12 protein-coding genes are annotated in these 15,150 nt (G+C 37.0%); 10 read left to right on the forward strand and 2 right to left on the reverse strand.

Annotated elements, in window-relative coordinates; genetic code table 11:
* The 8 genes from G7051_RS10450 (at position 1) to G7051_RS10485 (ending at position 10,213) form a co-directional block, all read left to right on the forward strand.
* On the forward strand, positions 1 to 381 hold the full coding sequence (locus tag G7051_RS10450; RefSeq protein WP_166114769.1) for a hypothetical protein: 381 nt from the start codon (positions 1 to 3) through the stop codon (positions 379 to 381).
* Positions 371 to 979, forward strand: coding sequence for a porin family protein (locus G7051_RS10455; RefSeq protein ID WP_166200108.1), 609 nt, complete (start codon positions 371 to 373; stop codon positions 977 to 979). The genes G7051_RS10450 and G7051_RS10455 overlap by 11 nt, the downstream gene beginning before the upstream one ends.
* Positions 980 to 1,011: 32 nt before the next feature.
* Complete coding sequence (locus tag G7051_RS10460; protein ID WP_166114780.1) at positions 1,012 to 1,407, forward strand: polymer-forming cytoskeletal protein; 396 nt, start codon at positions 1,012 to 1,014, stop codon at positions 1,405 to 1,407.
* A 327-nt stretch (positions 1,408 to 1,734) separates the two neighbouring features.
* Positions 1,735 to 3,954: a hypothetical protein gene (locus G7051_RS10465; protein ID WP_166200110.1), complete on the forward strand. Its 2,220-nt coding sequence runs from the start codon at positions 1,735 to 1,737 to the stop codon at positions 3,952 to 3,954.
* A gap of 283 nt (positions 3,955 to 4,237) precedes the next feature.
* Positions 4,238 to 5,449, forward strand: coding sequence for an exonuclease SbcCD subunit D C-terminal domain-containing protein (locus tag G7051_RS10470; RefSeq protein WP_166200112.1), 1,212 nt, complete (start codon positions 4,238 to 4,240; stop codon positions 5,447 to 5,449).
* Positions 5,446 to 8,532 carry an AAA family ATPase gene (locus tag G7051_RS10475; protein ID WP_166200114.1) on the forward strand — a complete coding sequence of 1,029 codons (3,087 nt, stop codon included), beginning with the start codon at positions 5,446 to 5,448 and terminating at the stop codon, positions 8,530 to 8,532. The genes G7051_RS10470 and G7051_RS10475 overlap by 4 nt, the downstream gene beginning before the upstream one ends.
* Positions 8,533 to 8,762: 230 nt before the next feature.
* A complete protein-coding gene (locus tag G7051_RS10480) occupies positions 8,763 to 9,536 on the forward strand; it encodes an IclR family transcriptional regulator (RefSeq protein ID WP_166200116.1) in 774 nt (257 codons plus the stop codon).
* 23 nt (positions 9,537 to 9,559) lie between these two features.
* Positions 9,560 to 10,213 carry a DUF1349 domain-containing protein gene (locus G7051_RS10485; RefSeq protein WP_166200118.1) on the forward strand — a complete coding sequence of 218 codons (654 nt, stop codon included), beginning with the start codon at positions 9,560 to 9,562 and terminating at the stop codon, positions 10,211 to 10,213.
* 73 nt (positions 10,214 to 10,286) lie between these two features.
* On the opposite strand, the gene G7051_RS10490 is transcribed toward G7051_RS10485, so the two are convergent.
* Positions 10,287 to 12,683 carry a transglycosylase domain-containing protein gene (locus tag G7051_RS10490; RefSeq protein WP_166200120.1) on the reverse strand — a complete coding sequence of 799 codons (2,397 nt, stop codon included), beginning with the start codon at positions 12,681 to 12,683 and terminating at the stop codon, positions 10,287 to 10,289.
* A 224-nt stretch (positions 12,684 to 12,907) separates the two neighbouring features.
* Between G7051_RS10490 and G7051_RS10495 the strand changes: the two genes are divergently transcribed.
* Together G7051_RS10495 and G7051_RS10500 are read left to right on the forward strand one after the other, a co-directional pair.
* A complete protein-coding gene (locus G7051_RS10495; RefSeq protein WP_166200122.1) occupies positions 12,908 to 13,690 on the forward strand; it encodes a HipA family kinase in 783 nt (260 codons plus the stop codon).
* Positions 13,668 to 14,051, forward strand: a complete 384-nt coding sequence (locus tag G7051_RS10500; protein WP_166114801.1) for a DUF3037 domain-containing protein — start codon at positions 13,668 to 13,670, stop codon at positions 14,049 to 14,051. Before G7051_RS10495 ends, G7051_RS10500 begins: the two co-directional genes overlap by 23 nt.
* Here G7051_RS10500 and G7051_RS10505 read toward each other — a convergent pair.
* Positions 14,033 to 14,965, reverse strand: a complete 933-nt coding sequence (locus tag G7051_RS10505; protein ID WP_166200124.1) for a hypothetical protein — start codon at positions 14,963 to 14,965, stop codon at positions 14,033 to 14,035. The two genes, G7051_RS10500 and G7051_RS10505, sit on opposite strands and share 19 nt — an antisense overlap.
* Positions 14,966 to 15,150: the final 185 nt, after the last annotated feature.

The following is a 15,150-nucleotide window of genomic DNA, read 5'->3' on the forward strand; positions in this document are numbered from 1 at the left end:
ATGGAAAATATACAACAGATTTTGAAAAACGAAAAGTATAATGATAATCAGATCTACCTATATAAAGAGGATGAATATTGGTATGCATACGAACGTTCGGCATTTTATATGTTTTCGATCTGTTGTGTTGATGGTCTTTTTAAAGTAAAAGATTCAAGGATAGAAAATGTGATGCTTATTGCTGTATTGCTGAAAAGGATTCATAGCATGGAGAATCCTCATCTAACTATTCTTGAAGAATCAGAAAATCGGATGGTTATAAAATGCAGTACAACCTGCAAAGGCTTTTTACATTGGAAAGATCGGTTTTTGCCATTAATTAACCCATTGAAAGAAATGAATGAATATAATGAACATACAAACTATAGTTATGAAAATTAAAACTCTTTTACTTTTAGTCATATTGATCTCTTTAAGCTCTGTCAATGCACAAGAATTAGGCGTAAGAGCAGGTGTGAACTTAAGTAATACACAAGTCGAATTAAATGGGATTGATACAAAGTCATACGTCGGATTTAATATAGGTGCGATATCGGATTTTAATTTGCCATTTGCCGGCTGGAAAATAAATGCAGAGTTGTTGTTCTCGAATCAAGGGTTTGCATTGAAACAAGATTACGGAAATAATAGCGGGCTTACCTACAACTTTATAACTAACACTATTGAGGTACCAGTGAATGTGAGAAAGGAGTTTAATTTGCTTATAGTTAAACAGTATATTCAAGCAGGCCTATATTCCTCCTATGTCTTATCAGGGCGAGTAAAGGATGGAGATACTTCACATTCACTGGATTTCAAAAATAATTCCGATCGTTTTGATACCGGGTTTAGTGTGGGAATCGGTTCTTATCTGACTAAAAATATTCAGATATTAATTAATTACAATCATGGATTTACAAAGAGCGAAATAAATTTCGGAGATCAGGTTATATCATCGAAAAATCGTAGATGGGGGCTTTCGGCAGGATACATGTTTTAAGTAAAAAGAAGTAAAATTATAATGTTAGAATAATGTTTAATAAAAAAGCAAAAACAGAAACAATACTGGCAGATCGCACATACAGTGTCCTTTCTCAAGGGTTAACTCTTTCCGGAGAAATAAACACGAAGGATGATTTACGAATTGATGGGACTGTAGATGGCAATATATATTGTGAAGGAAAAGTAATAGTAGGACCCACAGGTTGTGTTACCGGCAATATCGAAAGCGAAAGTATCGAGCTGATGGGTAAAGTTAATGGCAATATAGTTGTACATGATATAATTATGCTTAAATCCTCATCTTACTATGACGGTGACATTACAGCTGTAAGTATCGATATTGAAGCCGGAGCTAATTTCTTCGGAAATTGTAGAATGAGTGATGCTTCGAAACATGAACCAAAGCCAATACTTATCAATTCATAAGATATTGGTCATATATAAAGATATAGCATAATATATTGTGCTGAAAAATAAGATCAAGTAGTGAAGAGTAGGGTAATTTAGAGTTTATCCTAGGTAGAGCCATGCCGACTGAGAAGTTAGCATGGCTTGTTTAAACACACAATAATGTATCATATTAACAAATGGGTCAGAGACCTTAAAATAAGAAAAATGAAATTGTCCGATTTATTTATCCGATTTACCCTTTTTATAAAGTTATTAAATAAAATCTCTTTCCAGAGATCATTAGCTATTCTCGTGATCGTTCTTTTGATTGCATCTTCTTGCTCTACATCAGATCATAAGTTTATGACACAGAATTTATTTATGCAAACAAAACGTGCCAATATAGTACTTCCTGATGATCAGATGAACAATAAAAGCAAGTCTTCTATTGCTTCAGAAAGGGTTACTTTTAGAAACTCAGGTTCAAGTGGTATAAATGGAGAGGTTGCTCTTAAAGATGGTCAAAATAAATTAGATACAAGTGCTGTTTATCGCTTGCCCGAAGTGGAAGTGAAAGCTCAGGGACGTTTTACAGCAGAACGTGACGGGCGTATAAATGTCGATTTTAAAATCATTGTACCTAAAGAAATACTATCAGATAACTGGCGTTTAGTTTTGAATCCTAAACTTCTGCATAACGATTCGGTAGTTTCTTTGCAGAAAGTAATCCTCAATGGGCGAGGGTTCGTCGATAAGCAAAAACAAGACTATGATGACTATGATAAATTCCTGAAATCTATTGTTGATAAGTCGCAATATGACAGCATCTATCTGGATAGAGATAATATCTCAAGAGACATAAGGAAACGTCAGGAGTATTATTTTAATATCTATAAAAAAGATATGAAAGAGCAGATGGATTATGAGAAGTGGAAAACTAAACGTGAGGAAGAGGATGCTTACATGGATGCTATGAAAATCAGATATAAAACTGAGCAATATCACCGTTATGCCCGTAAAGCCATAGACCATACTGTGCGAAATATGGTGGAGAATAAAGATACAACAGGCTTACATGCAAAGTATATGAAAGACTATGAACGGAAGACAAAGAAGCATATTTCCAGATATCTCGATGATTTTAGTTTTCACGGAGACAAAGATTCCTTAGAGTCTTTCAAAAAAGAAATGGAGTTGATGAGGGTTCCCAAGAAATACAGGGAATTATATGAAACAAATCGACAGATTGCTGATATTAATAATCATGTGTTTACATTAAAGGATTCTATTGAAATATCTAAGCACAGATATTTTTTTGATGAGATAGTACTCAATGAGCTTGCAGCAACAAGAAAAGATGAAATGTTCGAAAAGATGGTGAAGTTTCCTTATATAGAAAATAAAGCCGAAATCCGTTTGGATACTATAATTCCATCGGGCAGTAATTTTGTTTTTTATTATACACAAGAATATCCCGTAGTTGAAGGATTAAAAAAAATCCGTCTCACCATGGATAGTAAAATACAAGCTATTGACCGGAGTGAATATAAGCTACAAGGTGCCGATACTCTTTCATATTTTATAGCATCTCTGGCACAATTGGCAGATGTATCACTGATAAGCAAACGTACCGAGCTGCATCGAAATCTATATGATCGTATAAGTGTATATACGAGATATAAAACCGCTAAATCTGCGATGTCGGTTTATGAAATCGATTATCAGGATAATAGAGCTAATATGGATAAATTTTTGGACTCATACCGTAAGTATACCAATTCTCCCGAATTTACAATTGACAGTGTTACTCTGATTGTGACAACGTCTTTGGAGGGAGATTATGAAGATAATTATGAGTTGACTTCTAAACGTGCCTTATCTGTAAAAAACTATTTGAAAGGAGCTTTACCCGATTCAGATGTTGAAAGTTTGTTTAAAATTAAAAATAAAGGTGAAGATTGGAATACATTACTGGCTCAGATTAGGAAAAGAGATGATATTGTAAATAAGGAAGATATTCAGACTATGTTGACAAATGCTGTATATCCCGATCAATGTGAGGAGGATATTAAGAAGCAGTTTCCTGCGGACTATCGAATAATGAAGGATTCTATTTATCCGTTACTGAGAAGAGCTGATTTTGTCATTGATTTGCATCGTACAGGATTAGTTTCGGATACGGTGAAAATTGAATACCGGTCGGATTATGAAGAGGGAATTCGCTTGTTGCAAGACCGCGAGTATTGGAAAGCAATTGAGATATTGGCTAATTATCCGGATTACAATGCTGCTTTATGCTTAGTTTGTTTAGGATATAACAGTAAGGCATACGATCTGTTGACTAATTTAACTCCAACAGGTAACACCGAGTATTTACTGGCCATTCTTTGCAGCCGTATGCAGAAAGAACGGGAGGCAGTAAGTCATTTGTTAAAATCATATGAATTGGATCCATCTAAAATATATCGTTCTAAATTAGATCCCGAAGTCACAACTTTGATTCGCAAGCATAACTTGCAATCTCATGTAGACCGGATTCTTGAAAAGGAAAATCAGAAGACAGAAACTATCGATATAAAATGATTGATAAGACCAAGTTCCAATTAAAAATTAAGGAGGATACCAATTATTGGTATCCTCCTTAATTTTTAATCGAACTGCATATCTAAAATACACCTAGGATCTTATAAGTAAAAGAAAATATTTAATGACACATTTTAAAGGCATAACAACCTATCGCTGTTTTGCTTGCCAAAGCAATAAATAGTTCTGCGAACTTAGTTTCGAAAGGATTATAAAGTTTGGGCGTAATTTTGCTAATTTTGTATATGGTAAATAACTACCATGTAATAGACAGGTAAAAGCAATGAAACTTCTTCATACGGCAGACTGGCATATCGGACAAAACTTCTTCGGTTACGATCGCAAAGAAGAGCATATATTCTTTCTTAACTGGCTCAAAGATCAGGTTAAGCAAACTCAGGCAGATGTGCTTTTGGTGTCGGGTGATGTATTCGATAGCCCTAATCCTTCGGCTGAATCTCAAAAGATATACTATAAATTCCTCCATCAGGTTTCGTTGGCAAATCCACATTTGCAAATTGTAATTGTGGCAGGTAATCACGATTCCGCAGGACGTCTCGAAGCTCCCAGCCCATTATTGGAAGAGATGAACGTTTCCATTAAAGGAATCATAAAACGAACACCCGAGGATGAAATAGATTATAATAATCTGTTAGTCCCATTAAAGAAAAACGGTATTACCGAGGCTTGGTGTATTGCTGTGCCTTATTTGCGGCAGGGAGATTATCCGCCTTCGGAGACTTACAGCAAAGGAGTGGCTGCTATGTATGCCGCACTTTATGATGAATTGGTGAAAGTTAAAGAACCCGCTCATCCTGTGATTGCTATGGGACACTTGCAGGCGACAGGATCGGAGCTATCAGATAATGATCGTTCGGAACGGACTATTATAGGTGGCTTGGAATGTATATCGCCAGAAGTTTTTGATAAACAGGATATTGTTTATACAGCTTTGGGGCATTTGCATAAATCTCAACGGGTTTCGGGTCGTGAGAATGTACGTTATGCAGGCAGTCCGTTGCCCATGTCTTTTGCAGAAAAGAATTACAAACAAGGAGTTAACTTGTTGGAATTGAATAATGGAATACTCGAAAATATAGAAAGGATAGAATTTATTCCCCCAGTGAAACTGCTTAGCTTACCTAAAGAACCCAAATCTTTATCGGAAGTATTGGATGAATTGGAACTTCTGCCCGATGGTGAGATTACATTACAATCGCCTTATCTCGAAATAAAAGTGTCGATCACAGAACCCGAACCCTCGATGCGTCATCAGATAGAAGAATCATTGAAAGGAAAATCGGTTCGTTTGACTCGCATTGCCGCCATCACTACACGGAGGGAACGGGAAAGCCAAATAATGACTTATGAAGAATTACAAGCCGTTAACCCTTTAGAAATGGCACAAGAAGTTTTTCGCAGTCGATATGATAATGAGATGCCCGAAGAAATGGCGAAACTTTTGCAATCGGTAATAAGGGAGGTACAATCATGAAAATACTGGCTATACGAGGAAAAAATCTGGCATCGCTGGAAGGTGAATTCGAAATAGACTTTGCATCCGATCCCCTAAAATCAGCAGGGATATTTGTCATAACAGGAAGTACAGGAGCAGGAAAATCAACCATTCTGGATGCTCTTTGCCTCTCGCTCTTTGACGATACCCCACGCACCAATAATGCCGGCGAAAATATTCAGATTAAAGATGTTCAGGATAATACTATTAATCAGAAAGACAGCCGTAATATTTTACGTAGAGGAACTATAGAAGGGTATGCCGAAGTTGATTTCATGGCTCTCAGTGGCGATAAGTACCGTTCGAGGTGGATGGTGCGCCGTGCTCGTGGGCGGGCTGACGGTGCTTTGCAAAAGACAGAAGTGCGACTCGAAAATCTATCTACAGGTGTAGAAGAACAAGGAACAAAAACCGAAATTCTTTTGAAAATAGTGGAGCTTATCGGACTGAGTTTCGATCAGTTTACCCGTGCCGTATTATTGGCTCAGGGCGATTTTGCCACTTTCCTGAAAGCTAAGCAAAGCGATAAGGCTGAGCTTTTAGAGAAACTTACAGGAACAGAAATCTATTCTAAAATATCATCCCAGATCTATCAACGGACGAAAGAAGCCGAACAGGCTCTTAATCTGCTGAATGAACGAATTAAAGATGTACGCTTATTGACTGATGAAGAATTGGAAGCATTAATTCAGGAGAAAATAATACTCGATAAAGATTTAATTCCTCTAAAAAGTCAATTGTCAGATATTGATAAAAAGCTGGCATGGATTAAGCTGGATGAGCAGATCAGGCAAGAAGTGCTGCAAGCAGAGTGCGAATTAAAAAAAGTGCATAGCCTTATCGAAGAAGCTAAGCCTCGTTACGAGTATATTTCGAAGATTGATCTTTCTCAGGAAATCAGAGATACTTATATTGAACTTTCGAATAAGCAGAAACATCTTGTATTGCAGAAGTCTAATCTTTTTGAAAGAGAAAAAGAACAGGCTGTTATTTCAGATCAACTGAAGCAAGCCGAACAGAATCTGACAATCTCGAAAATAGCTTTAGAGGAGCATGGACAGAAATATACAATCACTAAGCCTGATATAGCAAAAGCAAAGGAATTGGATATTAAAATTCAGTCGGGAAAGGAAAAAGTAGTTGAAGCACAGAAAGAGTTTGGGACACAATCGGAACTGAAAAAGCAGGTCGAAACGCATGTTCAGACTTTTCAAAAGGATTTGAAAACAGGCGAGCAAATTTTGAATACTCTCACTGAATGGTTCGAGAAACACGATTCATACAAAGAAATTGTACCTCGAATAGATCTGATTGTGAATCTGTTGAATGATGCACAAGCCTCGAAATCACAATCAGTAAAAGCATCTAATAGTTTGGAGACGAACCTATCCATACTAAAGACCCGAAAAGAAAAGCTAGAGAAATCGGAAAAAGAATACGAAAGACTAAATAATCTTTTGCCTAGTGAGATTTTGGCTTTACGCCTAAAACTGGAAGATAATGCACCCTGTCCCGTATGCGGAAGCATTCATCATCCGATACAAAATACAGATTCTAAAAATGAAGGAAATCTTCAAGAAAAAGAATTGGAGCAAGCCAAGAAGCTACTTTCGGAAGCTATCTCAGCGGATAAAGAACAGATAGAAGCCATACAAAAAGAAATAACACAGTTAGAAACTTTAATCAAAAATTACAAGTCTCAATACGATGAGGCGGTTTCTAAATTGAGTGGGTATTTGCAGCATGTATCGGATTGGGAAATTAAATTAGAACAAAATAGTTTTCAATCGGAACTTTCGGAGATAGCCAATCAATGGAATCAAAGCAAGGAACGATTAGATAAGGGCACTAAATACATCGAATCTACCACATTAAAGTTAGAATCTGAAAATAAGAATCTGGTAACCATTGTTGACGAGTTTAGTCGAAGGGAAGAGTTATTCAAGAATGTCACTTTGCTTCAAGGAGAATTAATCAAAGAACGAAGCACACTCTTGGAAGGAAAAAGTGTAGAGGAAGTTGAAACACTTTTTGAAATTTTACAGAAACAATTCTCCTCAAAATATGAGGAGCTGAGAACTCAAAAAGATAAACTGGAGTCGGATAACGCCAAGATCGGAGGATTTATATCTCAAATAAAAGGTGAGATACATACCGAATCGGAACAAGTATTAAGTTTACAGGAATCGGTGCAGGATTGGATTAATCATAATGACTATCAGATATCATCTGAAATTCTAAATGACTTGATGGCTAAATCAAGAGAGTGGATTGCACTAGAAAAAGTATCTCTTTCTGATCTTAAAAATCAAGAATTGACACTTAACGCAACATTAAAAGAAAGAAATACCCGACAAACTAAACATGGGGAGGAAAAAGATAAACCCGAAGAGGGGCAAAATAAAGAAACTCTGACAGAAAAGTTGTCCGAGATTGAAAATAAATCAGTTGCAATAAACAAACGCCTTACTGAAATTGAGGTGGCATTTGCTACCCACAATGCAGGGAAAGAGCGTATCAAAGCTTTTGAGAAGGAGCTAAATGAAAAAGTTGTACTCTGTGAAAATTGGAAAAAGCTGAATGTTTTGCTCGGTTCTGCTGACGGAGGCAAATTTAAAGCCATTGCACAGGGTTATACTCTAGATATTCTATTGGTATATGCCAATAAGCATCTGGAGGAATTGAGCAAGCGGTATAAGTTGCAACGTATCCCGGATACTTTGGCTTTGCAGGTGGTAGACAATGATATGTTGGGCGAAATTCGCACGGTGCATTCTTTGTCGGGAGGAGAATCGTTTCTGATTTCTTTATCGTTGGCACTAGGTTTGTCGTCCTTATCGTCTAATCGGATGAAAATAGAATCTTTATTTATTGATGAAGGCTTTGGCTCATTAGATATAGATACTCTGAGTATTGCTATGGATGCTCTGGAAAATTTGCAAACACAAGGGCGAAAAATTGGCGTAATTTCGCACGTTGCAGAAATGACCGAACGAATTACTACACGTGTACAAGTTATAAAATCGGCTAACGGCAGAAGTAAAATAAGTGTGGTAGGGTAAAAAAAAATTCTAAAGGTATTATATAATAAAATCGAGATGCAAAATGATCTATAATAGATGTTTGCATCTTTTTTTTGTTGTGTCTCGTATCTGAAATTTTATTTAAATACTTCGTGTTGATTTGACAAATATAAAATTAATCCTATATTTGTTTATGTATAGGAACTTAGTTTTTATATATGAACTTGTTGGTGTTTCGTTCACATATAGAAACGTGAAAAATCTATTTTATGCGTGAAGAGGAAAAGCAAATTTCGATGATTACAAAATCATTTGAAGTATTGGAATTACTATCAAAGAATCCGTATGGACTGACTTTGCAGGAGATTGTTACACAATTGCAATATCCAAAGTCGTCACTTTATAAAATTGTATCTAATCTTCAGGAACTCGGTTATCTGGGGAGGGAGATGGATAGCTCGCGTTATTTTTTGTCTCGTAAACTACTGACTCTGGGGGTGACTGCTTTCAATAGCAGTAATATTATTGAACGTTCCAAAGAATACATGAAACTCTTACGTGATGAGGTGGGCGAGTCGGTAATGATAGGTACTCTTATTGATGACGAAGTTGTCTTGCTGGAACAAATAACAGGATCGCTGGACTTTGTGTTTACATTAAAGCAAGGAATGAAATTCAATCTTTATTCAACAGCACCCGGTAAGGTAATATTGGCTTTTTTAGATAAAAGCAAGCAAAATGAGATAGTCGATAATTTGCAACTCGAAGCGATAAATGAATACACAATCACAGATAAGGAATTACTAAAGCAAGAACTTGAAATTATTCGTCAACAAGGATATGCAGCAGATATCAATGAAACGGTGGAAGGTGTGCATTGTATTGCGGCTCCTATCTGGGATGAAACCAAGAAAGCTATTGCCTGTGTGTGGACGTCGGGGCCTGCGGGGCGTTTGCCAAAGAAAAATATAGAAACGATAGCTCAGCAAATCATAGAATGTGGACTGTCGATTTCGCATAACATTGGATATAGAAAAGTATAATAAATAAACATAACACGTAAAACATGAAAAAGAAAATCGCACTTTTAGGATGCTTAGTTGCATTAGCAGGTCAATCGGTTTTGGCTCAGAGTTTAGACAAAATGCAATGGTTTAATGAGCCTGAAAAATGGGAGGTTAAAAATAATACTCTCAATATGGAGGTAACCCCCAAATCTGATTATTGGAGAGTTTCACATTATGGGTTTACGGTAGACGATGCTCCGTTTTATTATGCAACGTATGGTGGCGAGTTTGAAGTAAAAGTGAAAATTACTGGAAATTATAAAACCCGATTCGATCAAATGGGCTTAATGCTTCGTATCGACAGTGAGAGATGGATTAAAGCAGGAGTTGAATTTGTAGATAATAAATTCAATATAAGCGCTGTGGTTACTGATAAGAAAAGTGATTGGAGTGTTCTTCAATTAGAGAAAACACCTTCGTTTGTTTGGATCAAAGCTGTGAGAAGACTTGATGCAGTAGAGTTTTTCTATTCATTGGATGATAAGAATTATATTATGATACGTAATGCACCCTTTCAGGATAATATCCCTGTGATGGTTGGTTTAATGGCTGCGAGTCCTGATGGCGATGGCTTCAATGCGAAGTTTGAGAACTTCAAAGTGACTCAATTACCGGATATGCGTCGTCAGGAGTGGTTAAAGAATAATCAATGATTATTTATTGATATAACACGAAAAAAGGTAGAGCATAAAACTCTACCTTTTTCATTTTATATAAATTCTAAATTTACTCTTCTACTGGTACTATCAGATTATCAATGTCTACACCCTCTATGGCTAGACTATCAACAGCTGTTGAATCTATCTCTACTCGCTTAGGAGTTTGGCACTGATAATTACGACTTATTGGCTGTTTAGGTTTTGGAAACTGACCTCTGTAAGCTGCCAAGTTTTTATCGGCTAGAACTTTTTCCATAAAATAACCGAATATGGGAAGAGCCGTTCTACTGCCTTGCCCCAAAGCTCCTGTTCTGAAATGAATGCTTCGATGTTCGCCACCTACCCATGCACCACCCACCAACTTGGGGGTAACTCCTACAAACCACGCATCAGAATGATTAGATGAGGTTCCTGTTTTTCCTCCAAAGTCGGTATCGAAGTTAAAGAGATTAAAACCCCACAGAGCTTGCGATGTTCCTCCCGGTTCAGAAAGTCCCGATCTAAGCATTTCTGTCATTAAGAAAGCTGTTTCGTAAGGTAGTGCCTGAGTTTGTTTCGGATCGTATTTATAAATGACTTTTCCGTTTCGATCCTCTATACGGGTAATCAGTACAGGATCGTGTGTCATACCATCGTTTATAACAGTACAATATGAGTTAACCAATTCCAATAGGGAAACATCCGATGCACCCAATGATACGGACGGTGTTTCGTTCAACGGAGTTTTTATACCCATTGCATGAGCTGTTTTAATCACGGCATCTATCCCTACCTCTTTGGCAAGCTGTACGGCAATTGTATTTATCGAACGGGCAAAGGCTGCTTTCAGATACATGGTATCGCCTGTATAGGTTGCATCCGCATTGCGAGGAACCCATTTTGTTGGCTTACCTTTATCTATTACATCCCAATCTGTATATTGATCGATGCGGGTATCACATGGCGAGAGTCCGTTATTGAATGCTGCAGCATATACAAATAGTTTGAATGTAGAACCCGGCTGGCGTTCAGAAGTAACTTTGTCATACTTCCACGATCCGAAATTTATATCGCCTACCCATGCTTTTACAAAACCAGTTTGAGGTTCCATAGCTACAAAGCCTGTGTGCATGAAATGTTCCATATATCGGATAGAGTCCATTGTACTGATGGTAGTATCACGTGTACCTGTTTCATAATCAAATACTTTGAGGCGATGAGGTTTATTCAGATAAAAATCAATAGAATCGGGTTGATTAGGAAACTTTCTTTTCAAATCTTTATAGGCTGATGTTTTCTTGGCAATATTTTCAATGAAACCGGGAATTTCTTTATGATTTTCGTCCTGCCAAGGGTTTTCATTCCCCCAATGACTATTAAAATTACGTTGTATAATACGCATTTGCTTGTCTACAGCTTCCTCTGCATATTGCTGCATCTGGTAGTCAACCGTAGTATATATCTTCAGTCCGTCACCATACAGGTCAACATCGTTCTCTTTACACCAGTCACTCAAGAAACTGGCAACCGCATCCTTAAAGTAAAGAGCCATACCGTTGGTATTTGTTTCCGTATTATTAGCCAGAATAATTGGAATCTGTTTCAACGAGTCGAATTCTACTTTTGTAATATACTTATTCTTTAATAGGTTACTTAGTACCACATTGCGGCGTTCCATACTATTCTCGGGATTTATACGAGGGTTGTATGTGGTGGTTGCTTTCAGTAATCCGACTAATGTGGCTGCTTGTTCTATGGTTATATCCTGAGGCGTAGTGTTGAAATAACTTTTACTCGCCGTTTTTATGCCGTATGTATTACTGCCGAAATCAACGGTATTGAAATACATGGTTAGGATCTCATCTTTGCTATAAAACATTTCCAGCTTTACTGCTAAAATCCATTCCTTGGATTTCATGATCACCATTTTTATTCCCGGTATATATCCTAATAATCCGGTCGAATATTGTGATCTTACCTTGAACATATTCTTTGCAAGCTGCTGAGTTATAGTACTCGCACCTCGAGCATTGCCTTTAAACATATCTTTAACAGCGGCGAACAAGCCTTGCACATCTATACCGAAATGACGGTAAAAACGTTCGTCTTCTGTTGAGATTAATGACTCTCTCAGTACCGGTGATATTTCTTCGAACTTAACCGGAGTTCGGTTCTCTCTGAAATATTTACCCAGCAATTTACCGTCGGAACTGTACAATTCCGATGCAACATTCTGTATGGGAGCATTTACCTCCGATAATCCGGGCGATTTACCGAATAACCAAAGGAAGTTTATATCAACTAAAAAGAGGAATCCAAAAAGAGCTGCGATAAATGTAGCAAAGAGGATTGCAATTTTTTTATACCAGCGTGATTTTTTATAATAGGCAATATAATTGGCTACCCATTTTTTGATCTTGTCTTTTGTTGTAGAGAAAATATCTTTCGATATCTTAGTAAGTTTCTGAAAATCAAATTTTTTCATGAATTTTTTGATCGTAGTAATAAGACTGTAAATGTAATAAAATTTACTTCTGTATAATCATGCTTCTCTATTTTCTTGATTATATCAGTAGTTTTTAGATAAACACTTATAAGCGTGATATGTTGTACTTATTGTATCTTTACTCCATATTTTAGGTAGTATGATGTATATTATACTTTCCAAAGCAATAAACAGGGGCTGAAACCTTGCTAAACAGTATGATTATGGAATTACGGACGGTTAATGTTACACGATATATTACTCCTTTGCGAGAAGGAGGTTCGTTGCCTGCTTTGGCTGAGGCCGATGATGGGTTTAAATACGTTGTCAAATTCAGGGGGGCAGGTCATGGAACAAAGGCGTTGATTTCGGAGCTGATTGGTGGACAGGTTGCACAATCATTGGGTTTCCGTATCCCCGAGCTTGTTTTTGTGAATCTGGATGAAGCTTTTGGACGCAGCGAAGGGGATGAAGAGATTCAAGACCTGCTTCAGAATAGCAAAGGACTTAATCTGGGATTGCATTTTCTTTCGGGAGCATTTACATTTGATCCGGTGGTTACGCACGTTGATCCGAAACTGGCTTCACAAATTGTCTGGATGGATGCTTTCCTTACTAATGTCGATCGTACTGTCCGGAATACCAATATGCTTATCTGGCATAAAGAATTGTGGCTTATCGATCATGGTGCTACTCTGTATTTTCACCATTCTTGGGTCAATTGGGAGAAATATGCAGTAAGTCCTTTCCTTCAGATTAAAGATCATGTACTATTACCCTATGCCAGCTGGTTAGACGAGGTAGATGTTGAATTTAAAAAGATACTGACATCTGAAAAAATAGGTGAGATTGTAGATCTCATTCCAGACGAATGGTTGGAGTGGGGCGATGAAGGCGAAACGCCCGGTGATATAAAAAAGATTTATCTTCAGTTTTTAATTGAGAGGATAAATAATTCTCAAATCTTTGTAAAAGAGGCTCAAAATGCAAGAAAAGCACTTATATGAATATGCTGTAATTCGGGTTCTACCCAAGGTTGAGCGCGAAGAATTTATTAATGTAGGTATTATCTTATTCTCGAAACGAGCTAAGTATATTAAAGTACTTTATAAGATAGATGAGAACAAACTGAAAATGTTTTCGGATGATGTAGATATTGAAGAGATTGACTCTATTCTGAAAGCTTTTGAGAAAATTAGCTCCGGATCGAAGGATGGCGGAGTTATTGCCACATTCGATGTTCCGGAACGATTCAGGTGGTTGACAGCTGTAAGAAGTTCGTGTATTCAGACCTCAAGACCTCATTCGGGTTTTTCGTCCGATTTAGATCAGACGATTCAATGTCTTTTTCAGGAGTTAGTACTGTAAAAAATACTATTATTCCGATTGAGAGCCGATTGATATTGTGCATCTTTTAAGTATAAATCTTTTATAATACCATCTGCTACACCTATTATTGGAGTCTCTATTACTAAAGCTCTCGAAAGTTTCATTATTTTGAGATAAATATGAATGGCAGGCATAATCACTTCAGCTCTATCGAGGCTTACTTTCAGGTTGATAACACGTTCCTCGTAACTCATACTGCGTAATTTACGATAGTAAGCTATAAGTTCTTCACGCTTGATGCGACCACAGCGGCGAAGTAACGAGTCGAGCTTGTTTATGTTACCTCCCGATCCGATTAAAGATACTTTAGGGAAATCCTTACAATGCTCTTCCATCCAGTCTTTCATTGCGTCCCATTCATTTTGTTCCAGTTGCGGTGTTAAAGTTCTTAGCGTTCCTAGTCGAAACGATCCTGTAGCTATTTGTTCGTTTTTATAAAATAAAATCAATTCGGTACTACCACCACCTACATCTGTGAAAATATATGCTCTGTCTTCATCTAAATATTCATCCATATTATTCAGTCTGATGTAGTGTGCTTCTTCTATCGGATCGATAATCTCGATATGTACGCCTGTTTTATTTTCCACATAATTAAGTACCTCTGTTGCATTTTCGGCTTCCCTTATCGCCGAAGTGGCACAAGCTCTCCATACTTCCACATCATTTACCGATATAAGCCCCTGTAAAGACTGCATCAGTACCATTAGCTTTTCTTTTTTCTGATCGCCTATAAATCCGGTCGAAAAAGTGTCTTCTCCTAATTTTAAAGGAATGCGTATCAGTTGATTTTTCTTAAAGTATGGTTTTCCTTTATAATCAATCACATCTGTAATTAAAAGTCGTACGGAATTTGATCCTATATCAATTGCTCCAAAACGTTTTGTATCCATATTTATGTTTTATTTTTTACAACCGAAAATTACTCTTCTCAGATTACGTTCTAATTACTTTTTGATTGCAAGTATATGAAGTATTGTGCATGAATACGAGCAATGTATATAACGAAAAACAAGCGACTAATCACTAGGCACTTGTTCTTGAAATAAAAGTAGTATTTTATGATCTTATAATAATC

Origin of the sequence: Dysgonomonas sp. HDW5B (assembly GCF_011299335.1) — a bacterium.
Lineage (GTDB): Bacteria > Bacteroidota > Bacteroidia > Bacteroidales > Dysgonomonadaceae > Dysgonomonas_A.